This window comes from Kitasatospora sp. CB02891 (assembly GCF_002803145.1).
In the GTDB taxonomy this organism is placed as follows: Bacteria; Actinomycetota; Actinomycetes; order Streptomycetales; family Streptomycetaceae; genus Kitasatospora; species Kitasatospora griseola.
On record NZ_NNBO01000021.1, the window covers coordinates 103,953 to 127,247 of the forward strand.

Annotated in this window: 18 protein-coding genes; 12 read left to right on the forward strand and 6 right to left on the reverse strand. The window is 72.9% G+C overall.

The window, feature by feature from the left end:
* Positions 1-458: 458 nt before the first annotated feature.
* Together CG736_RS33045 and CG736_RS33050 are read left to right on the forward strand one after the other, a co-directional pair.
* Positions 459-2,081, forward strand: coding sequence for an RNA polymerase sigma factor (locus tag CG736_RS33045; RefSeq protein WP_083462151.1), 1,623 nt, complete (start codon positions 459-461; stop codon positions 2,079-2,081).
* A gap of 201 nt (positions 2,082-2,282) precedes the next feature.
* Entirely contained in the window at positions 2,283-3,134 is an 852-nt protein-coding gene (locus CG736_RS33050; RefSeq protein ID WP_100589804.1) for a trypsin-like serine protease, read from the forward strand.
* Positions 3,135-3,245: 111 nt separating this feature from the next.
* Here CG736_RS33050 and CG736_RS33055 read toward each other — a convergent pair whose 3' ends face one another.
* Positions 3,246-3,476, reverse strand: coding sequence for a hypothetical protein (locus tag CG736_RS33055; protein ID WP_100589805.1), 231 nt, complete (start codon positions 3,474-3,476; stop codon positions 3,246-3,248).
* 429 nt (positions 3,477-3,905) lie between these two features.
* Between CG736_RS33055 and CG736_RS33060 the strand changes: the two genes are divergently transcribed.
* The 6 genes from CG736_RS33060 (at position 3,906) to CG736_RS33085 (ending at position 10,799) form a co-directional block, all read left to right on the forward strand.
* Positions 3,906-6,056, forward strand: coding sequence for a type IIA DNA topoisomerase subunit B (locus CG736_RS33060; RefSeq protein WP_369880798.1), 2,151 nt, complete (start codon positions 3,906-3,908; stop codon positions 6,054-6,056).
* 141 nt (positions 6,057-6,197) lie between these two features.
* Positions 6,198-6,677, forward strand: a complete 480-nt coding sequence (locus CG736_RS33065; protein ID WP_100589807.1) for a CcdC protein domain-containing protein — start codon at positions 6,198-6,200, stop codon at positions 6,675-6,677.
* Positions 6,678-6,747: 70 nt separating this feature from the next.
* On the forward strand, positions 6,748-7,908 hold the full coding sequence (locus tag CG736_RS33070; protein WP_232734345.1) for a sensor histidine kinase: 1,161 nt from the start codon (positions 6,748-6,750) through the stop codon (positions 7,906-7,908).
* A gap of 11 nt (positions 7,909-7,919) precedes the next feature.
* Positions 7,920-8,657, forward strand: coding sequence for a response regulator transcription factor (locus CG736_RS33075; protein WP_100589839.1), 738 nt, complete (start codon positions 7,920-7,922; stop codon positions 8,655-8,657).
* Between the two features lie 115 nt (positions 8,658-8,772).
* Complete coding sequence (locus tag CG736_RS33080; RefSeq protein WP_043909852.1) at positions 8,773-9,195, forward strand: DUF485 domain-containing protein; 423 nt, start codon at positions 8,773-8,775, stop codon at positions 9,193-9,195.
* A complete protein-coding gene (locus tag CG736_RS33085) occupies positions 9,192-10,799 on the forward strand; it encodes a cation acetate symporter (protein WP_100589808.1) in 1,608 nt (535 codons plus the stop codon). Before CG736_RS33080 ends, CG736_RS33085 begins: the two co-directional genes overlap by 4 nt.
* A 52-nt stretch (positions 10,800-10,851) precedes the next feature.
* On the opposite strand, the gene CG736_RS33090 is transcribed toward CG736_RS33085, so the two are convergent.
* Together CG736_RS33090 and CG736_RS33095 are read right to left on the reverse strand one after the other, a co-directional pair.
* Positions 10,852-11,757 carry a sucrase ferredoxin gene (locus tag CG736_RS33090; RefSeq protein WP_100589809.1) on the reverse strand — a complete coding sequence of 302 codons (906 nt, stop codon included), beginning with the start codon at positions 11,755-11,757 and terminating at the stop codon, positions 10,852-10,854.
* Positions 11,758-12,184: 427 nt separating this feature from the next.
* Positions 12,185-14,632 carry a DNA topoisomerase (ATP-hydrolyzing) subunit A gene (locus tag CG736_RS33095; RefSeq protein ID WP_100589810.1) on the reverse strand — a complete coding sequence of 816 codons (2,448 nt, stop codon included), beginning with the start codon at positions 14,630-14,632 and terminating at the stop codon, positions 12,185-12,187.
* A gap of 231 nt (positions 14,633-14,863) precedes the next feature.
* On the opposite strand from CG736_RS33095, the gene CG736_RS33100 reads away from it, so the two are divergent.
* The 3 genes from CG736_RS33100 to CG736_RS33110 all read left to right on the forward strand — a co-directional run bounded on the left by CG736_RS33100 (position 14,864) and on the right by CG736_RS33110 (position 19,136).
* Entirely contained in the window at positions 14,864-16,198 is a 1,335-nt protein-coding gene (locus CG736_RS33100) for a pitrilysin family protein (protein ID WP_100589811.1), read from the forward strand.
* 29 nt (positions 16,199-16,227) lie between these two features.
* A complete protein-coding gene (locus CG736_RS33105; protein ID WP_100589841.1) occupies positions 16,228-17,595 on the forward strand; it encodes a pitrilysin family protein in 1,368 nt (455 codons plus the stop codon).
* Between the two features lie 347 nt (positions 17,596-17,942).
* Positions 17,943-19,136, forward strand: coding sequence for an RtcB family protein (locus CG736_RS33110; protein ID WP_100589812.1), 1,194 nt, complete (start codon positions 17,943-17,945; stop codon positions 19,134-19,136).
* A 7-nt stretch (positions 19,137-19,143) separates the two neighbouring features.
* Here CG736_RS33110 and CG736_RS33115 read toward each other — a convergent pair whose 3' ends face one another.
* Both CG736_RS33115 and CG736_RS33120 read right to left on the reverse strand, forming a co-directional pair.
* Positions 19,144-19,827, reverse strand: coding sequence for a response regulator transcription factor (locus CG736_RS33115; RefSeq protein WP_232734346.1), 684 nt, complete (start codon positions 19,825-19,827; stop codon positions 19,144-19,146).
* On the reverse strand, positions 19,824-21,053 hold the full coding sequence (locus CG736_RS33120; protein WP_100589814.1) for a sensor histidine kinase: 1,230 nt from the start codon (positions 21,051-21,053) through the stop codon (positions 19,824-19,826). Before CG736_RS33120 ends, CG736_RS33115 begins: the two co-directional genes overlap by 4 nt.
* Before the next feature lie 135 nt (positions 21,054-21,188).
* Here CG736_RS33120 and CG736_RS33125 point away from each other — a divergent pair, with 135 nt between their 5' ends.
* Positions 21,189-21,536: a DUF4190 domain-containing protein gene (locus CG736_RS33125; RefSeq protein WP_232734347.1), complete on the forward strand. Its 348-nt coding sequence runs from the start codon at positions 21,189-21,191 to the stop codon at positions 21,534-21,536.
* A 13-nt stretch (positions 21,537-21,549) separates the two neighbouring features.
* Here the strand turns inward: CG736_RS33125 and CG736_RS33130 are convergent, their stop codons facing one another.
* A complete protein-coding gene (locus tag CG736_RS33130) occupies positions 21,550-23,154 on the reverse strand; it encodes an ABC-F family ATP-binding cassette domain-containing protein (protein WP_100589815.1) in 1,605 nt (534 codons plus the stop codon).
* Between the last annotated feature and the right edge of the window lie 141 nt (positions 23,155-23,295).

Consider the following 23,295-nt stretch of genomic DNA (forward strand, 5'->3'; position numbering starts at 1 on the left):
ATCGGCGTGTCGCGTCCCACACAGTTGCCCGCGCCACACCCGTCGCCCACCCGAGCCGACCCGAGCCGACCCGAGCGGAGAGGCCCGAGCCGGCCCGAGCGGACCCGCCCGGGCCGGGCGCGGACCGGCTAGTGAACGGCCGCAGAGGCTCCGAAAGGCCGATGACGGGCCGATGGCGGGCCGGTGGCAGATCGGCCCGCGAGCCGGTCGGCGATAGGCCGCCCGGGGCAGCCCGTACCGGCCGCCGGGTGGTGTGACGGGCGCCACGACGGGCATGCGTAACACTTGAGTGGCGGCAGCGATGTGTACGGAGCGGAAGCAGCTCCGGAATACCACCACAGGCCAGACGGCTGTGTTGGTGCGCGGCGCTGCTGCCGTCCTGCAGACCCCGGTCACCGTCCACCCACCCGAGTCCCTCGGGCGGTCGGTGCGGGATCGTCCACTCATCGTCCGAGAGGTTGTTCGTGTCGGCCAGCACATCCCGTTCGCTTCCCCCCGAGATCGCCGAGTCCGCGGCACTGCTGGCGCTCATCGAGCGGGGCAAGGCCCAGGGGCAGATCGCCGGTGACGACGTGCGCCACGCGTTCGAGGCGGACCAGATCCCGGTCACCAAGTGGAAGAACGTCATGCGCAGCCTCAACCAGGTGCTGATTGAGGAGGGGGTGGAGCTGATGGTCAGCGCGGCCGAGCCGGCCGGCGCCAAGCGCAAGAGCGTCGCGGCCAAGAGCACCACCAAGCGCACTGCGACCAAGGCGGTCACCACCCGCACGCCGGTCGCCCAGACCAAGCCCCCGGTGCGGATCGCCCCCAACGCGACCGTGTCCCCGTCGGTGGCCGTGGCCGCCGCCGTGACGACCGGTGAGGTCACCGTCGTCGAGACCATCGGTCTCGCCGAGGCCCGGACGGCCGCCAAGAAGGCCGCTCCGGCGAAGAAGGCGGTGGCCAAGAAGGCCGCCGCTCCCGCGAAGAAGACCGCCGCCAAGAAGACCGCGGCCGGCAAGCCCGGCGCCAAGGGCGACGAGGACATGGTCGGCGAGGAGGAGCTCCTCGAAGACGTGGCCCTGCCCGGCGACGGCAAGGAAGAGGGCCCCGAGGAGGAGTCGGACCAGGGCTTCGTGCTCTCCGACGACGACGAGGACGACGCCCCGGCGCAGCAGGTCGCGGTGGCCGGCGCCACCGCCGACCCGGTCAAGGACTACCTGAAGCAGATCGGCAAGGTCCCGCTGCTCAACGCCGAGCAGGAGGTCGAGCTCGCCAAGCGCATCGAGGCCGGCCTGTTCGCCGAGGACAAGCTGAGCCAGGCCGACAAGCTCGCCCCGAAGCTCAAGCGCGAGCTGGAGATCATCGCGGAGGACGGCCGCCGCGCCAAGAACCACCTGCTGGAGGCCAACCTCCGCCTGGTGGTCTCGCTGGCCAAGCGCTACACCGGCCGCGGCATGCTGTTCCTGGACCTGATCCAGGAGGGCAACCTCGGTCTGATCCGTGCGGTCGAGAAGTTCGACTACACCAAGGGCTACAAGTTCTCCACCTACGCGACCTGGTGGATCCGGCAGGCGATCACCCGCGCCATGGCCGACCAGGCCCGCACCATCCGCATCCCGGTGCACATGGTCGAGGTCATCAACAAGCTCGCCCGCGTGCAGCGCCAGATGCTCCAGGACCTGGGCCGCGAGCCCACCCCGGAGGAGCTGGCCAAGGAACTCGACATGACCCCGGAGAAGGTCATCGAGGTCCAGAAGTACGGCCGCGAGCCGATCTCGCTGCACACCCCGCTCGGCGAGGACGGCGACAGCGAGTTCGGTGACCTGATCGAGGACTCCGAGGCGGTCGTCCCGGCCGACGCGGTCTCCTTCACCCTGCTCCAGGAGCAGCTGCACTCGGTGCTGGACACCCTGTCCGAGCGCGAGGCGGGCGTGGTCTCGATGCGCTTCGGTCTGACCGACGGTCAGCCGAAGACGCTGGACGAGATCGGCAAGGTCTACGGCGTGACGCGCGAGCGCATCCGTCAGATCGAGTCGAAGACCATGTCGAAGCTGCGCCACCCGTCGCGTTCCCAGGTGCTGCGCGACTACCTGGACTGATCCTCCGTCAGCCCGAGTCACCTGGACGGGCCCCTCCGCCACCGGCGGAGGGGCCCGTTCGCATGTCCGGGCGTCGCCCGATGGAGTGGCCGGTGCGCGCATGCGCGGCACGTTGGGTGATCGGATGACTACGCTGGGCAGGTTGTCGCACTCCGACCGGTGCAACGTCCCACGCCTGCCCGCCGAACCCCTGGAGAACCGGTGCCCATCCTGGACCCGTCCGCGCCTCGGCTCCGCCGCCGGGCGGTCGCGCTCGTCGCCGTGGCCGCCCTGCCCGTCCCGCTGATCGCGCTGGGTGCGGCCGGCCAGGCCGTCGCGCAGCGGCGGATCGTCGGGGGGACGGGCGCGAGCACCGGTGACCATCCGTGGATGGTGGCGCTGTCCAGCCGTCCGCAGTTCGGCTCGGCCCGTTCGGGGCAGTTCTGCGGTGGGGCACTGGTCACTCCGACCAAGGTGGTGACGGCCGCGCACTGCTTCTACGACGAGAGCACCGGTCGGCCGACCCAGCGGCCCTCGCTGCGGGTGATCGTCGGTCGGGACGACCTCCGGGGCACCGCGGGGCGGGAGGTGGCGGTCAGCGGGGTGTGGATCGAGCCGAGCTACAGCTTCGCCGCGAACAGCCGCGATGTGGCGGTGCTCACGCTGGCCGAGCCGCAGAACGACCGGCAGGTGCTGGAGATGGTGGCTCCGGGCGAGAGCCGGCCGTACGAGGAGGGCACGCCGGCGACGGTGTTCGGCTGGGGCGACACCCGGGGCACCGGCAACTACTCGAACACGCTCCGGCAGGTGACGGTGCCGATCATCTCGGACGCCGGCTGCGGGCACGCCTACCCGGGCGGCCGGGACAGCGCGTACGACGCGCGCAGCATGGTGTGCGCGGGGGAGGAGCGCGGCGGCAGGGACGCCTGCCAGGGCGACAGCGGCGGCCCACTGGTGGTGGGCGGGCGGTTGGCCGGCCTGGTCTCCTGGGGGGCGGGCTGCGCGGAGGCCGAGCACCCCGGGGTGTACACCCGGATCTCGGCGGTGGCGGAGTCCGTGCAGAACGTGCTGTGACGTGCCCGACACGACCTGCCGCGACGGCCGGGAAAACGCCACGGCCGGGCGGCCCATCCCGGAGGGTGGGCCGCCCGGCCGCTCAGGCAGCTCGGGGTTCGAGCGGGAGCGTCAGCGCTCGCTCTCGGCAGCCGTTGCCGCGGTGCCGGAGAGGCGGTCGCTCTCGTCGTGTATCTCCACGGCGATCTTCTTGAGCTCGGGCTCGAACTTACGCCCGTGGTGGGCGCAGAACAGCAGCTCTCCGCCGCTGGAAAGGACGACGCGCAGGTAGGCCTGAGCGCCGCAACGGTCGCAGCGGTCTGCCGCGGTGAGCGGGCTCGCAGGGGTCAGAACAGTAGTCACGTCGCCTCTTCTCTAGCTCGACGAGCTGTGTACCAGGATCAACATCCAACCAGGTCGAATTCGTTCCCGCTCGTGGCTTTTCTCTTTGAGGATTCTGCTGTCTCGTTGATGAGGGCGTGCCCCGGGCACCGGTGGTTCATGCGTACCGATTCCGATGGTCTGCCAATCACCTCGAACGCCCGATCGGGCCGGGGTGCGAGGTCCGCGTAGCATAATCCTCCGCTGGGTTGGAGCATAAGCCCCGTCCCGGACCCCGTTTGACCGCATCACAGCAGCTCCGCCGCCCTCTCCGGCCGCCCCGGTCCGCCAGGACCCGTGGTGTCGGCAGGAGATGGCAGGGTGGGGGCCGCGTCCGCGGTGGGAGTCGTGTTCGCGCAGCGCGTACAAGGCGCGCGGGCCTCGGCGGCCGAAGTCTCAGTTGCTGAGAGCATGCGGGGTGTCCGTCAACATCATGGAGGAGTGCAGAGCGTGAGTGGAGAAAAGACCGTCCCGTCCTCTCTGGTGACCGGTGAGGGCGGGTCCGACTACACCGCGCGGCATCTGCTCGTCCTCGAGGGGCTGGAGGCGGTCCGCAAGCGGCCGGGCATGTACATCGGGTCGACCGACAGTCGCGGTCTGATGCACTGCCTGTGGGAGATCATCGACAACTCGGTGGACGAGGCCCTCGGCGGCTTCTGCGACCACATCGATGTGCTGCTGCACCAGGACGGCTCGGTCGAGGTGCGGGACAACGGCCGCGGCATCCCGGTGGACGTGGAGCCCAAGACCGGGCTGTCCGGCGTCGAGGTGGTGATGACCAAGCTGCACGCGGGCGGCAAGTTCGGCGGCGGCTCGTACGCGGCCTCCGGCGGTCTGCACGGCGTCGGCGCCTCGGTGGTGAACGCGCTGTCCGCCCGGCTGGACGTCGAGGTGGACCGGTCCGGCGCCACGCACGCGATCAGCTTCCGGCGCGGCACCCCCGGCGCGTTCGCCGAGGACGGCCCGGACGGGAAGTTCACGGCCGGCAGCGGCCTGACCAAGAAGGGCCGGTTCGCCAAGACCCGCACCGGCACCCGGATCCGCTACTGGGCGGACCGGCAGATCTTCCTCAAGGACGCCAAGCTCTCGCTGGAGTCGCTGCACGCCCGGGCCCGGCAGACCGCCTTCCTGGTGCCCGGCCTGACCATCGTGGTCCGTGACGAGCGGCTGACCGAGAGCGAGCAGGTCCAGGAGGACACCTTCCGCTTCGACGGCGGCATCAGCGAGTTCTGCGAGTTCCTCGCCCCCGACCGCCCGGTCTCCGACGTGCTGCGGCTGCGCGGCGAGGGCACCTTCAAGGAGACCGTCCCGGTGCTCGACGAGCTCGGGCACATGACCCCGACCGAGGTCACCCGGGAGCTCGGGGTGGACATCGCGCTGCGCTGGGGCGCCGGTTACGACAGCACGCTGCGGTCCTTCGTCAACATCATCGCCACCCCGAAGGGCGGCACCCACGTCAACGGCTTCGAGCGGCAGCTCGCCAAGACCGTCAACGAGGTGCTGCGGTCCAGCAAGCTGCTGCGGGTCGCCGAGGACGACATCACCAAGGACGACGCGCTGGAGGGCCTGACCGCGGTGGTCACCGTCCGGCTGGCCGAGCCGCAGTTCGAGGGGCAGACCAAGGAGGTGCTGGGCACCTCGGCGGCCAACCGGATCGTGGCGGCGGTGGTGGCCAAGGAGTTGAAGAACTTCCTGACCTCCGCGAAGAAGGACGAGAAGCTCCAGGCCCGGGCCGTGCTGGAGAAGGTCGTCGCCGCCGCCCGGACCCGGGTCGCCGCCCGGCAGCACAAGGAGGCGCAGCGCCGGAAGACCGCGCTGGAGACCTCCTCGCTGCCCGCCAAGCTGGCCGACTGCCGTACCGACGACGTGGACCGCAGCGAACTGTTCATCGTCGAGGGCGACTCGGCGCTGGGCACCGCCAAGCTGGCCCGAAACTCCGAGTTCCAGGCGCTGCTGCCGATCCGCGGCAAGATCCTGAACGTCCAGAAGGCCTCGGTGAGCGACATGCTCAAGAACGCCGAGTGCGCGGCGATCATCCAGGTCATAGGAGCAGGCTCCGGCCGCACCTTCGACATCGACCAGGCCCGGTACGGCAAGGTCATCTTCATGGCCGACGCCGACGTCGACGGCTCGCACATCCGCACCCTGCTGCTGACGCTGTTCCACCGCTACATGCGGCCGATGGTCGAGCAGGGCCGGGTGTTCGCCGCGGTGCCGCCGCTGCACCGGATCGAGCTGACCAACCCCAAGCGCGGCCAGGAGAAGTACCACTACACCTACTCGGACGCCGAACTGCGGCGCACCCTGCTGGAGTTCCAGGGCAAGGGGCTGCGCTGGAAGGACCCGATCCAGCGTTACAAGGGTCTCGGCGAGATGGACGCCGACCAGTTGGCGGAGACCACCATGGACCCGCGGCACCGGATCCTGCGCCGGATCAACCTGGGCGACCTGGAGTCCGCGGAGAAGACCTTCGACCTGCTGATGGGCAACGACGTCGCGCCGCGGCGGGAGTTCATCGTGGACTCGGCGGCCACCCTGGACCGCTCCCGGATCGACGCCTGAGCGAAGCCGCACGGAAGGGCTCTCCACCCACGGGTGGAGAGCCCTTCCGGCTTCGGGTTCCACCCTTGCTCCGAGGAGTCGGCGGCCGGTTCTCCGTAGCGTTTGGGGTGTCGAAAGAACCCCGTCCAGGAGGCACCCGAAATGACCGCCCTGTCCAACGTCCTGATCGCCGTCGCCGTGATCGTCCTGGTGGTGGGCCGGCAGCTGCGGGCCCGTCGGCTGGACACCGAGCGTCGGTTCTGGCTGCTGCCGGTGATCCTCGCCGCGGTGGCGCTGCGCGACCCGGTGCTGATCGACCCGGCCCACAAGGGCGCCGCCGCGCTGATCCTGGCCGGTTCGCTGGTCACCACGCTCGGCATGGGGTGCGCCTGGGGCTGGACCATGCGGATCTGGCGCGACGGTGACGGCGCGCTGTGGACCCAGGGTTCCACCGCCACCGTGTTCGCCTGGATCGGCGCGATCGCGATCCGGATCGGCTGGTACGCGCTGGGCACCGCGCTGCACGTCCACCAGTCCACCAGCGTGCTGATGCTGTCGCTCGGCCTGCTGCTGCTGGTCCGCTCGTCGGTCGTCGGCTGGCGGGCCCACCGGCTGGACGACAAGCACGCCCTGGCCGCCTGACGGAGCGTCAGCACGGTGCCGCCGACCCCACCGGGTGTCGGCGGCACCGGCATTGAGAGAGGATCATCCGGTGAGCACCCTGGAACGCTGGACCCGTTGGCCGGCCGGAGACGTCCCGATCCGGGAGAGCCGCTCGCGGGCCCGGATGGCGCTGTGGCTGTTCGGCCGGATCGCCCTGCTGTCGACGGTGGCCTTCGGCACCTTCGCCGAACAGCACTACACGGGCTGGCGGCTGCTGCCGCCGATCCTCTGGATCGCCTCCGCCGCCGGGCTGTTCACCGGCTGGTACGTCACCTGCCGGGCGAGGAGGCTGTGGCCCGCACTGGCGTGCGCGGCCGGGCTGCTGGTGTTCGCCGAACTGGCCGACGAGGGCGGGGCCAGGACCCTGGCCTCGGTGATCTGGTGCGGCCTCGCGGTGCTCGCGGTGATCCGGCTGCCGCTGGCCGCGGGCCTGGCCACCGCCGCCGCGGCGCTGGTCGGTTACGGCCTGCGGTCGGGCGACTCGCTGCTGGTGATGCTGGCCGTGGCGGGCGGCCTCGGGCTGCTCGGCTACCTGCTGCGGCTGGACAGCCAGGCCCGGTCCGCGCAGCGCGCCCTGCTGGCGCAGGAGCGGGCCGCGCAGGTGGCCCGGGCGGAGTCCGCGGCGCTCGCCGAACGGGCCAGGATCGCCCGGGAGATCCACGACGTGCTGGCGCACAGCCTGTCTGCGCAGCTGGTGCACCTGGAGGCGGCCCGGCTGATGCTGGACGCCGGCGCCGAGCGGGCCGAGATCCGTGAACGGGTGGTCGCCGCCCGGCGGATGGCCCAGGACGGGCTGGCCGAGACCCGGCAGGCGCTGTCCGCGCTGCGCGGCGAGTTCGCCCCCGTCGCCGAGTTCGTGGCCGAGCTGGCCACCCAGTCCGGGGCCGAGCTGACGGTGGACGGGGTGCCCCGGCCGGTGCCCGCGGAGGCCGGGCTGGCGGTGCGCCGCACCGCGCAGGAGGCGCTGACCAACGCCCGCAAGCACGCGCCGGGCGGCCGGGTCGCGGTCCGGCTCGGCTACCTGGACGGCGCGGTGGAGCTGACGGTGCGCAACTCGGGCGCCCCGCGCGGGGCGGACCCGATGCTGGGGGACAGCGGAAGCGGGTACGGTCTGCTCGGGATGCGCGAACGCGCGGAGTTGCTCGGCGGCGAACTGCTGGCGGGCCCCGAGGACGGAGGGTGGCGCGTGCTGCTGCGGGTGCCGGCGTGACGGGTTCGGAGATGACGGGCGGGCCGATCCGGGTGGTGGTCGCCGACGACCAGACCGTGGTCCGCGAAGGCATCGTGATGCTGCTCGGCCTGCTGCCGGGCATCACGGTGGTCGGCTCGGCGGCGGACGGCGAGGAGGCGGTGCGGCTGGTCGCCGAACACGCCCCTGACGTGGTGCTGATGGACCTGCGGATGCCGCGCTGTGACGGGGTGGAGGCCACCCGCCGGGTCCGTGCCGAGCACCCGGGCACCGAGGTGGTGGTGCTCACCACGTACGCCGACGACGACTCGCTGTTCTCCGCGCTGCAGGCCGGGGCGCGGGGCTTCCTGACGAAGGACGCCGGCGCGGAGGAGATCGCCCGCGCGGTGGCGGACGTCCGCTCGGGTGCGGCCGGGCTCTCCCCGCAGGTCCAACTGCGGCTGCTGGAGCGGCTGTCGGGCGCGCCGGCGGCCGCCGAGCCGGCGCAGCCCGTCGCGGAACCGGGGCCGGCGGTGGCCGCCGCGCCCGCGAAGCCCGAGGCCGGGCGGCCGGTTCGGGCGGCGCTGCCGGACGGGTTGACCCAGCGGGAGGCCGAGGTGCTGGCGCTGATCGCGTCCGGGCTGTCCAACGCGGAGATCGCCGAGAGGTTGTTCGTCAGCCCCGCCACGGTGAAAACCCATATCAACAACCTCTTTGCCAAGACGGCGGTCAGGGACCGGGCGCAAGCCGTCGCATACGCCTTCAAGCATGGAATTTCGGAAAGTTGGTAGACGTACAGCACTGTTGATTGCTGGGGAGAACGTTTCTCCACGGGTTTCGTTGTGTGGTTTGTGACACTCCATCATGGTTCGGTCGGAGTGACCGAAATGATGAGGTGTCGGCAAAGTGGCGCAGCAGGAGAGAGTCGACTGGTGGGTCGGGGCGCCCCCCCAGCCCCGGGTGGTGGCGCCGCGGCGCAGCGTGGAAGCGGAAGCGGCGCCGCCGGAGGACCGGATCGGCGGCGCGGTGTACCGGAAGGTCCAGGAGAGCGAGGCCTTCCGGGAGATCCGGCGGGGCTACCGCTCGTTCGTGTTCCCGGCCTGCGCCGGGTTCCTGGCCTGGTACCTGCTGTTCGTGACGGCCGAGGCGTTCATGCCCGACCTGCTGGGCCGCCGGATCGCCGGGCCGCTGAACGTGGCCTGGGCGCTCGGCCTCGGCCAGTTCGCCTCGACCTTCCTGCTCACCTGGCTCTACGCCCGTAATGCCCGCACCAAGCGCGATCGAGCCGCCCTCGAACTGCGCTGGGACACCCAGGACCAGCTGCGATGACTGCTCACCACCCCAACCACGGCCTCGCCGTCGCCCTGTTCGCCGTCGTCGTCGCGGTGACGCTGACCATCACGGTCTGGGTCGGCCGCCGCGGCCACGCCGCCGAGGACTTCTTCGCCGGCGGACGCGACTTCTCCCCGTTGCAGAACGGTTTCGCGCTGTCCGGCGACTACCTGTCGGCCGCCTCCTTCCTCGGCGTGACCGGCCTGATCGCGCTGTACGGCTACGACGGCGTGCTCTACAGCATCGGCTTCCTGGTCGCCTGGCTGGTCGTGCTGATGCTGGTGTCCGAACTGGTTCGCAACGCGGGCCGGTACACGCTGGCCGACGTGCTGGCGCTGCGGATGCGCCAGCGGCCGGTGCGGGCCGCGGCCGGCCTGTCGTCGATGGTCGTCACGCTGATGTACCTGATCGCGCAGATGGTCGGCGCGGGCAGCCTGGTCGCCCTGCTGCTGGGCACCAACAGCGGGGCCGCCAAGGCGTGGACCATCATCGCGGTCGGCGCCCTGATGATCGTCTACGTGACGGTCGGCGGGATGCGCGCCACCACCTGGATCCAGATCGTCAAGGCCTTCCTGCTGGTGGGCGGCTCGGTGCTGCTCACGGTGCTGGTGGTGGCCCGCTTCCACGGCGACCTGGGCGCGCTGATGGAGACCGCCGCGCGGCGCAGCGGCGCGGGCGAGGCCTACCTGCGGCCGGGCCTCAACTACGGTTCCAGCGCCCTCGACCGGCTGGACTTCGTCAGCCTCGGTCTGGCGCTGGTGCTCGGCACCGGCGGCCTGCCGCACATCCTCAGCCGGTTCTACACGGTGCCGACCGCGCGGGCCGCCCGGCGCTCCACGATGTGGGCGATCGGCCTGATCGGCTCCTTCTACCTGATGGCGATCGTGCTCGGGCTCGGCGCGGGCGCGGTGGTCGGCGGGCACGACCTCCGGGTGTCCAACTCGGCGGGCAACACGGCGGTGCCGCTGCTCGCCCTGGACCTCGGCGGCGGCGACGGCTCCACCTGGGGCCTGCTGCTGTTCGCGGTGATCTCGGCGATCGCGTTCGCCACCATCCTGGCGGTGGTCGCCGGACTCACCCTGGCCTCCTCCGCGGCCTTCGCCCACGACCTGTACGCCCGGGCCTGGCGGCGGGAGGGCGGCCGGCAGGTGTCCGAGCGCGAGGAGGTGATCGCGGCCCGGGTCTCCGCCGTGGTGATCGGCGGCCTCGCGATCGTGCTCAGCCTGTACGCGCAGCGCCTGAACGTCGCGTTCCTGGTCGGCCTGGCCTTCGCGGTGGCCGCCTCGGCGAACCTGCCGACGCTGCTGTACTCGCTGTTCTGGAAGCGCTTCTCCACCCGCGGCGCGGTCTGGTCGGTGTACGGCGGCCTGATCCCGGCGGTGGTGCTGGTGCTGTTCTCGCCGGTCGTCTCCGGGTCGAAGACCTCGGTGCTGCCCGGCATGGACTTCCACTGGTTCCCGCTGGAGAACCCCGGCCTGGTCTCCATTCCGCTCGGCTTCCTGGCCGGCGCGATCGGCACCTGGCTGGACCGGGAGCCCGCCGACGAGGACGGCTACGCCGAGCTGGAGGTGCGCGCCCTGACCGGCGCCGGAGCCGCCTGACGGAGCGTCGCAGGACGGGCCCCGCACCGGGTGGTGCGGGGCCCGTCCGCGTTCATCCGGCGAGGGCCTCAAGGGCGGTGACGTCCATCCGGGACGGGGTGCCCGGGGCCTTGCCGCAGCTCTCGGGCCGGGGCGGCTCGCTCGCGGACTCCGCCACGGTCGCCCGCCAGCGGCGGCCGTCGGTGTGCGCCACCTCGACCGTCCAGCCGTCGCCGTCCGGGAGCTGACGCATGGTCAGCGCAGCGGCGGCGGCCTCCCCGGTCAGTTCGCGGACGGCCTGCTCGGCGGCCTGGGACGGGCGGGGCCAGTACGAGCGGCCGCGCGAGTGGGCGGGAGTGGTGTGGCCGGCGGCGGTGGCGGCCAGCACTTCCTTGGCGGACTCCGCGGTGAGCCGGCCGTACGCGTAGCCGTGCGGCAGCACCAGCATGGTGGGGGAGAAGCGGTGACCGCCGAGGTGGGTGACCTCCCAGACCTCGCTGTGGCCGGCGGAGGCCAGGTCGGCGGCGAGCGGGCGGCCGAGCAGTGCGCAGCAGCGGTCGCGTCGGCCGTTGGTGCACACCAGGGCGATCGGGCCGCCGACGTGCTCGGCGCCGAAGCCGTCGTGGCGGCCCGCGCCGAGGGCGGCGAAGTCGAGGTCGAGCAGCGCGGCGGGGGAGTCCAGGCGGGCCCGGCGCACCCACGGGTCGGCGGGCGAGGTGTGCGCGATCAGCACCTCGTGCCGGGCCGCGGTGTCGGTGTCGGCGTGCCGGCCGGGCCGGCGGATCAGCGCGATCCGGACCCCGGTGCCTTCGGCCGCCCGGTCCAGCGCGGCCCCGAGTTCGGGGTCGAGGTGGCTGGCCGTGAGCGCCTGGGCGCCCCACGGGCCGGGCTGTTCGAGCAGTAGCCAGGTGGTGGCGGTGGCCGCGGTGGCGGTCAGCGGCTCGGTCAGTTCGTGCGACAGCGTCGTACAGGTGCTCACCTGCCCCACCCTAGTGCGAGTGGGTTTCCCGGCCACCGAGGGCGGCCCGGCAGGTCGGTCGTCGGGCCCGGGGGCGGCGAACGGCGGGAGCGGGCGGAGGTCGGCAGACCGCAGGAGTGGCCGGACGGTGCAGCCGATCGCGGGCCGGGCGCACCCTGGTCCGGTGCGTCGAGTCGGCGTGCTGCGTTGCCGGCCCCCGTCGGCCCCGCCGACGGCCGGTCGGTTGGCGTCGGGCCGGACCCCGCCGTGCCACGCCGAGCCGCTCTCACCGCTGACCCTCGCCCGCGAGACCTCCGCACGGTGCGGCAGTGAACGTCGTCGCGCCGACTCGCCGATCCGATCGGTGGCCCGGAACATGCGGAACGGCGGGGACTCTCCCAGGAAAGTCCCCGCCGCTCCGACCGGCTGACGCGCTGTCAGGCAGTTCTCACATCCGGCCGCCGACCGCGGCGATCTGCGCCGACACCGGGGTGCCGGAGCCGTCGCGGCGCGGGTCGCGCTCCGGGAGGATGACGGGCTGGCCGTTGGCGGTGGCGCCCAGGGCGGGCAGCGGGCCGACCCAGGCGAACGCCAGGCCGTCCTCGCCGCGCAGGAAGCGCTGGCAGCGGACGCCGCCGGTGGCCCGGCCCTTGCGCGGGTACTGGTCGAACGGGGTGAGCTTCCAGCTGGTCTGCTGCTCGCCGTCCAGCGTGCCGGTGGCGGCGGCCACCGAGAGCACCACCGCGTCCTCGGCGGGGTCGACGGCGGTGAAGGACAGCACCCGGGCGCCGTCGGCCAGCTTGATGCCGGCCATGCCGCCGGCCGGGCGGCCCTGCGGGCGGACCTGGCCCGCCGGGTAGCGCAGCAGCTGGGCGTCGGAGGTGAGGAAGACCAGGTCCTCCTCGCCGGTGCGCAGCTCGATCGCGCCGATCACGGTGTCGCCGTCCTTGAGCGCGATCACCTCGAACTCGTCCTTGTTGGCGGGCCATTCGGGCACCACCCGCTTGACCGTGCCCTGCACGGTGCCGAGCGCCAGGCCCGGCGAGGACTCGTCCAGCGTGGTCAGCGCGAGGGCCTTCTCGTCCGCCTCCAGCCGGAGGAACTCGGAGACCGCGGCGCCGCCGGACAGCGCGCTGGTGCCCGGGGGCAGCGCCGGCAGGTCGATCACCGGCAGGCGCAGCACCCGGCCGGCCGTGGTGACCACGCCGATGTCGGCGCGGGCGGTGGCGGGGACGGCGGAGGCCAGCACGTCGTGCTTGGCCCGGGACGGCTCCTCGGTGACCGGCTCCAGGTCGAAGGTGCGGGCGAGCAGGCCGGTGGAGGACAGCAGCACCCGGCACGGGTCGTCGGCGACCTCCAGCGGCACCGACAGCGCCGCCGACGGCACCGACCCGGCCTCCAGCAGCACGGTGCGCCGCTCGGTGCCGAACTGCTTGGCCACCGCGCCGAGTTCGGAGGACACCACGGAACGCAGCTTGGTGTCGGACTCCAGGATCTCGGTCAGCTCGGCGATCTCCTTGAGCAGCTTGGCCTGCTCGGCCTCCAGCTCGACCCGGTCGAAGCGGGTGAGCCGGCGCAGCGGGGTGTCCAGGATGTACGCCGTCTGCGTCTCGGAGATGCCGAAGCGCTCCATCAGGCGTTCCTTGGCCTGGGCCGCGTCGTCGCTGCTGCGGATGAGCGCGATCACCTCGTCGATGTCGACCAGGGCGATCAGCAGGCCCTCGACCAGGTGCAGCCGGTCCTGGCGCTTGCGGCGGCGGAAGTCGCTGCGGCGCTTGACCACCGTGAAGCGGTGGTCGACGTAGACCTCCAGCAGCTCCTTCAGGCCGAGCGTCAGCGGCTGGCCGTCCACCAGCGCCACGTTGTTGATGCCGAAGGTCTCCTCCATCGGCGTCAACTTGTACAGCTGCTCCAGCAGTGCCTCGGGGACGAACCCGTTCTTCACCTCGATGACGAGGCGCAGGCCGTGCTCGCGGTCGGTGAGGTCCTTGACGTCGGCGATGCCCTGGAGCTTCTTCGCGTTGACCAGGTCCTTGATCTTCGCGATCACCTTCTCCGGGCCGACCGCGTACGGCAGTTCGGTGACCACGATGCCCTTGCGGCGGGCGGTGACGTTCTCGATCGCGGTGGTGGCGCGGATCTTGAAGGTGCCGCGGCCGGACTCGTACGCGTCGCGGATGCCGGACAGGCCGACGATCCGGCCGCCGGTCGGCAGGTCCGGACCCGGGACGAACCGCATCAGGGTTTCCAGGTCCGCGTTCGGGTGCTTGATCAGGTGCCGGGCGGCGGCCACCACCTCGGACAGGTTGTGCGGCGGCATGTTGGTGGCCATCCCGACCGCGATGCCGGTGGCGCCGTTGACCAGCAGGTTCGGGTACGCCGAGGGGAGCACCTGGGGCTCCCGCTCGGAGCCGTCGTAGTTCGGGTCGAAGTCGACGGTGTCCTCGTGGATCGACTCCACCATGGACATCGCGGCCGCCGTCAGCCGGGACTCGGTGTAGCGCATCGCGGCCGGCGGGTCGTCGTTGCCGAGCGAACCGAAGTTGCCGTGGCCGTCGATCAGCGGCAGCCGCATCGAGAACGGCTGCGCAAGGCGCACCACGGCGTCGTAGATCGAGGCGTCGCTGTGCGGGTGCAGCCGGCCCATCACCTCGCCGACCACGCGCGCGCACTTGACGTGGCCGCGCTCCGGGCGCAGGCCCATCTCGTTGGCCTGGTACAGGATCCGGCGGTGCACCGGCTTCAGGCCGTCACGGGCGTCCGGCAGGGCCCGGGAGTAGATCACCGAGTAGGCGTACTCCAGGAACGATCCCTGCATCTCGTCCACGACATCGACATCGAGGATGCGCTCCTCGAAATCACCGGGCGGCGGGGTGGGCGAACTGCGGCGGGCCATCGCTGCGGGGCTCCCTTGCGGTACTGGGGTGGGCGGGCGGACGCGGGCGTGAACGCCCCCCATTGTGGACCCTCGGTGGGACACCGCCTGTCACCCGGGCCGCTTCCGCCACCGGCGAACGCGCCTGCCACCCGGACACCTGACGGCGGCTCGGTGCGTTGCACCACAATGGGGGACGTCACAAGCCCCCGGCCCGGACACTCCGGAACCGACGACGGGAAGGACCCCCGCATGGCCAACCCCGGCCCCGCCAGCGGCCTCGCCATCACCGAACACCGCCTGGCCAACGGCCTGCGCGTCGTGCTCTCCGAGGACCACCTCACTCCGGTCACGGCCGTGTGCCTGTGGTACGACGTGGGCTCCCGGCACGAGGTGAAGGGGCGCACCGGACTCGCCCACCTCTTCGAGCACCTGATGTTCCAGGGTTCGGCGAACGTCTCCAACAACGGGCACTTCGAACTGGTCCAGGGCGCCGGCGGCTCGCTCAACGGCACCACCAGCTTCGAGCGCACCAACTACTTCGAGACCATGCCCGCGCACCAACTGGAGCTCGCGCTCTGGCTGGAGGCCGACCGGATGGGCTCGCTGCTGGCCGCCCTGGACGACACGTCCATGGAGAACCAGCGCGACGTGGTGAAGAACGAGCGCCGCCAGCGCTACGACAACGTGCCCTACGGCACCGCGTTCGAGAAGCTCACCGCGCTGTCCTTCCCCGGCGAGCACCCCTACCACCACACCCCGATCGGCTCGATGGCCGACCTGGACGCCGCCACGCTGGAGGACGCCCGGGCGTTCTTCCGCACCTACTACGCGCCCAACAACGCGGTGCTGTCGATCGTCGGCGACCTCGACCCCGAGCAGACCATCGCCTGGGTGGAGAAGTACTTCGGCTCCATCCCCGGCCACGACGGCAAGCAGCCGCCGCGCGACGGCTCGCTGCCCGAGACCATGGCCGGCGAGGCCCGCGAGCTGGTCCTGGAGGACGTCCCGTCCCGCGCGCTGATGGCCGCCTACCGGCTGCCGCACGACGGCACCCGGCAGGCCGACGCCGCCGACCTGGCGCTCACCATCCTGGGCAGCGGCGAGTCCTCCCGGCTGTACAACCGGCTGGTCCGCCGCGACCGCACCGCCGTCGCGGCCGGCTTCGGCCTGCTGCGGCTGGCCGGCGCGCCCTCGCTGGGCTGGCTGGACGTCAAGGCCGGCGCCGGCGCCACCCTGGAGCAGATCGAGACCGCCGTCGACGAGGAGCTCGCCCGGTTCGCCGCCGAGGGCCCCACCGCCGAGGAACTCGAACGCGCCCAGGCGCAGATCGAGCGCGAGTGGCTGGACCGGCTCGCCACGGTGGCCGGCCGCGCCGACGAACTCTGCCGCTACGCGGTGCTGTTCGGCGACCCGAAGCTGGTGAACGAGGCACTCCCGAAGGTCCTCGACGTCACCGCCGAGGAGGTCCGCGAGGTGGCCGCCGCCCGGCTGCGCCCCGACAACCGGGCGGTGCTGGTGTACGAACCGACCCCCGATGACAGCACCGACGACGACAGCTCCGAGAACGAGGAGGCGGCGGCGTGAGCGACACCCCCGCGCAGTACACCCCGGCGATGGACTTCCACCCGCAGCCGCAGCCCGGCACCCCCACCCCGTGGGCGTTCCCGGCGCCGGAACGGCTCACCCTGGCCAACGGCCTGACGGTGCTGCACTGCCACCGGCCCGGCCAGCAGCTGGTCGCCGTCGACGTGGTGCTGGACGCGCCGCTGGCCGCCGAGCCCGAGGGCCTGGACGGCGTCGCCTCGATCCTGTCCCGGGCGATCTCCGAGGGCACCGACACGCTCACCGCCGAGGAGTTCGCGGCCGAGCTGGAGCGGGCCGGCGCCACCCTGGACACCCACGCCGACCACCCGGCGCTGCGGGTCTCGCTGGAGGTCCCGGCCTCCCGGCTGGAGCGCGGCCTCACCCTGCTGGGCGACGCCCTGCGGGTCCCGGCGCTGCCCACGGAGGAGATCGAGCGGCTGGTCGCCAACCGCCTCGACGAGATCGTCCACGAGCAGGCCAACCCGTCCCGGCGGGCCGCCAAGGCGCTGTACGCGGCGCTGTTCGCCGACGACGACCGGCTGTCCCGGCCGCGGGCCGGCTCCACCGACAGCGTCAAGCGGATCGACCGGGACGCGGTGAAGGCGTTCTACGACGCCCACCTGCGCCCGTCCACCGCCACCGCCGTGGTGGTCGGCGACCTCACCGGCGTCGACCTGGTCGCGCTGCTGGAATCCACCCTCGGCCGGTGGACCGGCGAGAGCGTCGAGCCGTCGGTGCACGGCCCGGTGGTCGCCGACGACACCGGCCGGGTGGTCATCGTCGACCGGCCCGGCTCGGTGCAGACCCAGCTGCTGATCGGCCGGATCGGCCCGGACCGGCACGACCCGGAGTGGGCCGCGCAGGTCCTCGGCATCTACTGCCTCGGCGGCACCCTCACCTCCCGGCTCGACCGGGTGCTGCGCGAGGAGAAGGGCTACACCTACGGCGTCCGGGCGTTCGCCCAGCCGCTGCGCTCCGCCGCCGACGGCTCCGGCCGCGGGCTGCTGGCGATCAGCGGCTCGGTGGACACCGAGTCCACCGCGCCCGCGCTGCAGGACACCTGGACCATCCTGAGCACGCTGGCCGCCGAGGGCCTCACCGACGCCGAGCGCGAGGAGGCCGTGCAGTTCCTGGTCGGCGTCGCGCCGCTGAAGTACGAGACGGCCGGATCGGTCGCCGCCACCCTGGCCGACCAGGTCGAGCAGTACCTGCCCGACACCTACCAGGCCGAGTTCTACCGGCAGCTGGCCGAGCTCGACACCGACGCGGCCGCCCGCGCCGTGATCGCCGCCTTCCCGCCGGACCGGCTGGTCACGGTGCTGGTCGGCGACGCCTCGGTGATCGCCGAGCCGGTCAAGGCGCTCGGCATCGGAGACGTCACGGTCGTCGCCAACTGACCGCGTTGCTCACGAGGGTCCGACGGGGCGTCAGCTCCGCCGGGCCCTCGGCGTTTTAATCGATTGCACGGCCGTCGCCGGGTGTGGGTAGATGTCCCCGGCCGAGCGAGAGACGCGCGGTCGCGACGAATGCGGAAGGAGGCGGTCACCATGCGGGTCGAGCCACGACGACGCTCCCCGAGGCTGCCCTTCCGTTGTTCGTACCGAACTGCCTGAGCAGTCGCCGCGCAGCACCGTCTGCCGCCCGCAGCCCCGCCCTGCCGGGCCGCCCCCGATCTTCCCCGCCGCCGCACCGGGCGTCTTCGTGCGGCACCCTGGAAAACAGCGACCCAGGAGGTCGAATCACCATGTCGTACACCGAGATCCCCGGCGTCCGGGTGCCGATCCGGATGTGGGCCGACCCGGCCACCGTCGAGGGCCAGGCCATGCAGCAGCTGCGCAACATCAGCACCCTGCCCTGGCTGCGCGGCCTCGCCGTGATGCCGGACGTCCACCTGGGCAAGGGCGCCACCGTCGGCTCCGTCATCGCCATGAACGGCGCGGTCTGCCCGGCCGCGGTCGGCGTCGACATCGGCTGCGGAATGACGGCCGTCAAGTCCTCGCTGACCGCGAAGGACCTGCCGGACGACCTGTCGCACCTGCGCCACCGGATCGAGCAGGCCATCCCCGTCGGCCGCGGCCTGCACAAGGACCCGATCGACCCGGGCAAGCTGCCCGGCCGGTCCACCGCCGGCTGGGACGACTTCTGGGGGCGCTTCGACGACATCGCCCCCGACGTGCGGTGGCGGCGCGAGCGGGCCGCCCTGCAGATGGCGACGCTCGGCTCCGGCAACCACTTCATCGAGCTCTGCCTGGACGACGACGGCGCGGTCTGGCTGATGCTGCACTCCGGCTCGCGGAACATCGGCAAGGAGCTTGCCGAGCACCACATGACGATCGCCCGCTCGCTGCCGCACAACCAGGGCCTGATCGACCGTGACCTCGCGGTCTTCATCGCCGACACCCCGCAGATGGCCGCCTACCGCTCCGACCTGTTCTGGGCGCAGGAGTACGCCAAGCACAACCGGGCGCTGATGATGGCCCTGTTCCAGGACGCGGTCCGCCGCGAACTGCCCAAGGCCCGGGCCACCTTCGGCGAGATGATCTCCTGCCACCACAACTACGTCGCCGAGGAGCGCTACGACGGCGTCGACCTGCTGGTCACCCGCAAGGGCGCGATCCGGGCCGGCTCCGGCGAGTACGGGATCATCCCCGGCTCCATGGGCACCGGCTCGTACATCGTGAAGGGCCGCGGAAACGCGGCCTCCTTCAACTCGGCCTCGCACGGCGCCGGCCGCAAGATGAGCCGGACGGCGGCGAAGAAGCGCTTCACCACCGCAGACCTCGTCCAGCAGACCGCGGGCGTCGAGTGCCGCAAGGACGCCGGCGTGGTCGACGAGATCCCGGGCGCGTACAAGCAGATCGAGAAGGTCATGGCCCAGCAGCAGGACCTGGTCGAGGTGGTCGCCCACCTCAAGCAGGTGATCTGCGTCAAGGGCTGACGTGGCGTCAGAACCCTGGTGGTGCCTGGAAGCCGGGCACCACCAGGCCGGACTCGTACGCGATCACCACCGCGTGCGTCCGGTTCTGCGCGCCGAGCTTGGTCAGCACGTTCCCGACGTGCGTCTTCGCCGTCTCGGTGCTCACCGTGAGCACCTCGGCGATCTCCGGGTTGGACAGGCCGGTGGCCATTAGCCGCAGCACCTCCTCCTCCCGCGCCGTCAGCGCGGCCCGCGGCAGCGCCTCGGCCGAACCGCGCGGGCGGGCGGTCACCATCCGGCGCAGCGCCGCCGGGAACAGGATCGCCTCACCCGCGGCGACCACCCGCACCGCCTCCGCGATCTGCCCGACCGGCAGCCGCTTGAGCACGAAGCCGCTCGCCCCGGCGCCGAGCGCCCCGGTGACGTAGCCGTCGTTCTCGAAGGTGGTGATCATCACGACCTTCGGCGGGTCGGCCGCCCCGGCCAGCAGCTGCCGGGTGGCCTCGATCCCGTCGCAGCGCGGCATCCGGACGTCCATCAGCACCACATCGGGCCGCAACCGCCGGGCCTGTTCGACCGCCTCGACGCCGTCGGCGGCCTCGCCGAGCACCGCGAGGCCCGGCTGCGCGGCGAGCAGGACGCGCAGGCCGCTGCGGGTGATCGCGTCGTCGTCCGCGATCAGCAGGGTGACGGGCGCGCCGGAGCCGGTCACGCCGACCACCGCACGGGCAGCCGGACCGCCAGCCGCCAGCGCTCCGAACCGTCCGGGCCGGCCTCGAACTCGCCGTTCAGCAGCCGGACCCGCTCGGCCAGACCGGGCAGGCCGTGCCCGGAGGTCGGGAAGGCCCGGGCGCCGACGGCGGCCGTCGGCGCACCGGTCCGGTTCACCACCGCGAGCTCCAACGACTCCCGCCCGGCCGCCACCCGGACCTCGACCGGCCCGCCCGCGCCGTGGCGCAGCGCGTTGGTCAGCCCCTCCTGGAGGATCCGGTACGCCGCCCGGGACAGCGTCCCCTGAAGCCGCGTCAACTCGCCGGACAGCTCCGGCTCCAGCACCGCACCGGCGTGCCCCAGCCGCTCCAGCAGCTCCGGCAGGTCGGCCAGCGTCCGGGCGGGGGCGGTGCCGGGCTGCTCCTCGCGCAGCACGCCCAGCACGTAGTCGAGGTCCTCCAGCGCGGCCCGGGCGGACTCCTCGATGCTGCGCAGCGCGGCCCGCGCCGCCACCGGGTCGGCGGCGAGCACCTCGCCGGCCACCGCCGCCTGGATGGTGGTCGCGGTCAGCGTGTGCCCGATCGAGTCGTGCAGCTCGTGGGCCAGCCGGTTGCGTTCGGCCAGCCGCCGCTCCCGCTCGGCCGACAGCGCCAGCCGCTCCGCCGCCGAGGGCCCGAGCAGCGGGAGCGCCAGCCGGCGCAGCCCGCCCGACACCGTCGCGCACAGCACCGGAACCAGCAGCAGACAGACCGCGGCGACCACCCAGCTCCAGACGCCGGTCACCTGCACCGACCGGCCGGACCAGCTCAGCCGGGCCTCCCCGCCGAGCCAGTTGCCCGGCAGGCTCACCCCGGCGACGAACAGCAGCAGGCAGCCCAGCCCGCCGATCCAGCCCAGCGCGACCTGCGCCACCAGCCACAGCGGAGTCCGCCAGCGGCCGCCGCCGGCCGGTCCGGCGGGCACCTCCGGCAGCGGCACGGCGAGCAGCCGCCGGGCGCCCGCCGTCAGCGCCCGCCGGGTGATCCGGGGCAGGCCGAGTGCGGCGACCAGCGCCGCCCAGAGCAGCACGGTGACCGCCGCGCGGGCCCCGTACGGCGCCGAGCCCCAGACCGTCGCCGGCACCACGGCGATCGGCAGCAGGACGAGGCTCGCCGGCGCGGCGCAGAACGCGAACAGCGCGCCGGAGTACGTGGAGCCGCGCAGCAGCGGCCGAAATCCCCAGGTCATGGGCGCAAGTATGGCCGGGCCGCCGAGGGCGGACCTCCCCCGACCGGGGGAGCCGCAGTTCCCCTGTTCCCGCGATGTGCGCGGGCCGTCCCCGCCGCCAGGATCGGACCCGACCCGAACCAGGAGAGGACGACGATGAACACCCACCCGACGACCGCACCGAGCACCCGCAGCCCCCGGCCGGCCGTGGCCGCCGTGGTGCTCGGCACCGTGGCGCTGCTGACCTCCCCGGTGGTGGTCGGCGGCGCGCTCGGCGCGATCGGCCTGGTCCTCGGCCCGTTCGCGGTGCGGACCGCCCGCCGGACCGGCGCCGGCCGGGGCATGGCCCTGACCGGCACCGTGCTGTCCGCCCTCGCCGTCGTGGCGGCCGCCGTGACGGTGGTGTTCGCCGTGTGGTTCGCGGACCTGACCCGGGACTGCTACGAGTACCGCGAGGTCGGCCAGTGGACGCAGTGCGTCCAGCAGCAGTTCGACCGGCGCTGACCGGCGGCCCGGCTCACCGCGCGTCCGCGGCGACCAGCGCGCGGTAGCGGTCGTCCCACAGGTCCTCGTGCGCCTCCGGCAGCAGCAGGACCCGGTCCGGGCGCAGCGCGCCGAGCGCGTCCGGGTCGTGGGTGACCATCACCATCGCGCCCGGGTACTCGGCGACCGCGCGCAGCACCTCGTCCCGGGACGCCGGGTCGAGGTTGTTGGTCGGCTCGTCCAGCAGCAGCACGTTGGCGCCCGAGTGCACCAGGCAGGCCAGGGCCAGCCGGGTCTTCTCGCCGCCGGACAGCACCCCGGCCGGCTTGTCCGCGTCGTCCCCGCCGAACAGGTACGACCCGAGCACCGAGCGCACCTCGCCGTCCGTCAACCTCGGTGCGGCGGCCGACAGGTGCTCGAACACGGTGCGCTCCGGGACGAGGGTGTCGTGCTCCTGCGCGAAGTAGCCCAGCCGCAGGCCCGGCCCCGCCACCGTCCGGCCGCCGTCCGGGAGTTCACGGCCGGCCAGCAGCCGCAGCAGGGTGGTCTTGCCGGCCCCGTTCGGACCGAGCACCACCAGCCGGCTGCCCCGGTCCACCGCCAGGTCCACCCCGGTCAGCACCCGGTGGCCGCGGTACTCCTTCGCCAGGCTGATCGCGCCCAGCGGGATCCGCCCGCACGGCGCGGGCTCCGGCAGCCGGATCCGCGCCGTCCGCTCCGCCTTCCGCACCGGCTCCGTCCCCGCCAGCAGCCGGTCCGCCCGCTTGGCCATCGACTTCGCGGCCGAGGCGGTGTTCGTGTTCGCCTTCATCCGCTCCGCCTGCGCGTGCAGGCTGGACGCCTTGCGCTCCGCGTTCGCCCGCTCCCGGGCGCGCCGCCGCTCGTCCGCCGCCTGCTGCGTCAGGTACGCCGACCAGCCGGTGTTGTGCACGTCCAGCGCGGCCCGCCGGGGGTCCAGGTGGAACACCCGGTTCACCGTCGCGCCGATCAGCTCCAGGTCGTGGCTGATCAGCACCAGCCCGCCCCGGTGGGACGCCAGGAAGCCGCGCAGCCAGGCGACCGACTCGGCGTCCAGATGGTTGGTCGGCTCGTCCAGCAGCAGCGTGTCGTGCCCGGCGAACAGGATCCGGGCCAGCTCGACCCGCCGCTTCTGGCCGCCCGACAGGTCGCCGACGGGCTGCTCCAGCAGCCGCTCGGGCAGGCCCAGGCCCGCCGCGACCCGGGCCGCCTCGGCCTGTGCGGCGTACCCGCCGGACCGCTCGAACGCGGCCTCGGCGCGGGCGTAGGCGCGCAGCGCCCGATCGAGCGCCGCCCCTTCGGCCGTGGCCATCGCGGCCTCGGCCGTGCGCAGCGCCCGCTGCGCGTCGTCCGACCCGCGGGCGGACAGGATCCGGTCCAGCACCGGGACGGCCGGATCCGCGACCCGGGAGTCCTGCGGCAGGTACCCGGTCGAACCGGCGTGCGCGACGGTGCCGGCGGCGGGCTCGGCGAGGCCGGCCAGCGTGGAGAGGAGGGTGGTCTTCCCCGCGCCGTTGCGGCCGACCAGGCCGACACGGTCGCCGGGGGCGAGGTGGAAAGAGACATCGTGCAACAGCAGACGCGCGCCGATGCGCACGTCGAGACCACAGACGGTGATCATGAAAGGACGCTCCGAAACAGCAAGAGGACACACGGGTGGCGTGGAAGCTGGTCCTCTTGCTAGGACATGCGGGGCGTCGACATGGCGCCGACGCTACGCCGCCGCGCGGGCCGCCCGCATCCGAATTTCCGGCCCCGTCCC

What these genes read in the sequence shown, in the direction of transcription:
- CG736_RS33060 (WP_369880798.1), top strand. Translation starts at nt 3,906, where the DNA reads ATGCGGGGTGTCCGTCAACATCATGGAGGAGTGCAGAGCGTGAGTGGA.
- CG736_RS33065 (WP_100589807.1), top strand. Translation starts at nt 6,198, where the DNA reads ATGACCGCCCTGTCCAACGTCCTGATCGCCGTCGCCGTGATCGTCCTG.
- CG736_RS33075 (WP_100589839.1), top strand. Translation starts at nt 7,920, where the DNA reads ATGACGGGCGGGCCGATCCGGGTGGTGGTCGCCGACGACCAGACCGTG.
- CG736_RS33085 (WP_100589808.1), top strand. Translation starts at nt 9,192, where the DNA reads ATGACTGCTCACCACCCCAACCACGGCCTCGCCGTCGCCCTGTTCGCC.
- CG736_RS33095 (WP_100589810.1), bottom strand. Translation starts at nt 14,632, where the DNA reads ATGGCCCGCCGCAGTTCGCCCACCCCGCCGCCCGGTGATTTCGAGGAG.
- CG736_RS33100 (WP_100589811.1), top strand. Translation starts at nt 14,864, where the DNA reads ATGGCCAACCCCGGCCCCGCCAGCGGCCTCGCCATCACCGAACACCGC.
- CG736_RS33105 (WP_100589841.1), top strand. Translation starts at nt 16,228, where the DNA reads ATGGACTTCCACCCGCAGCCGCAGCCCGGCACCCCCACCCCGTGGGCG.
- CG736_RS33110 (WP_100589812.1), top strand. Translation starts at nt 17,943, where the DNA reads ATGTCGTACACCGAGATCCCCGGCGTCCGGGTGCCGATCCGGATGTGG.
- CG736_RS33120 (WP_100589814.1), bottom strand. Translation starts at nt 21,053, where the DNA reads ATGACCTGGGGATTTCGGCCGCTGCTGCGCGGCTCCACGTACTCCGGC.
- CG736_RS33125 (WP_232734347.1), top strand. Translation starts at nt 21,189, where the DNA reads ATGAACACCCACCCGACGACCGCACCGAGCACCCGCAGCCCCCGGCCG.
- CG736_RS33130 (WP_100589815.1), bottom strand. Translation starts at nt 23,154, where the DNA reads ATGATCACCGTCTGTGGTCTCGACGTGCGCATCGGCGCGCGTCTGCTG.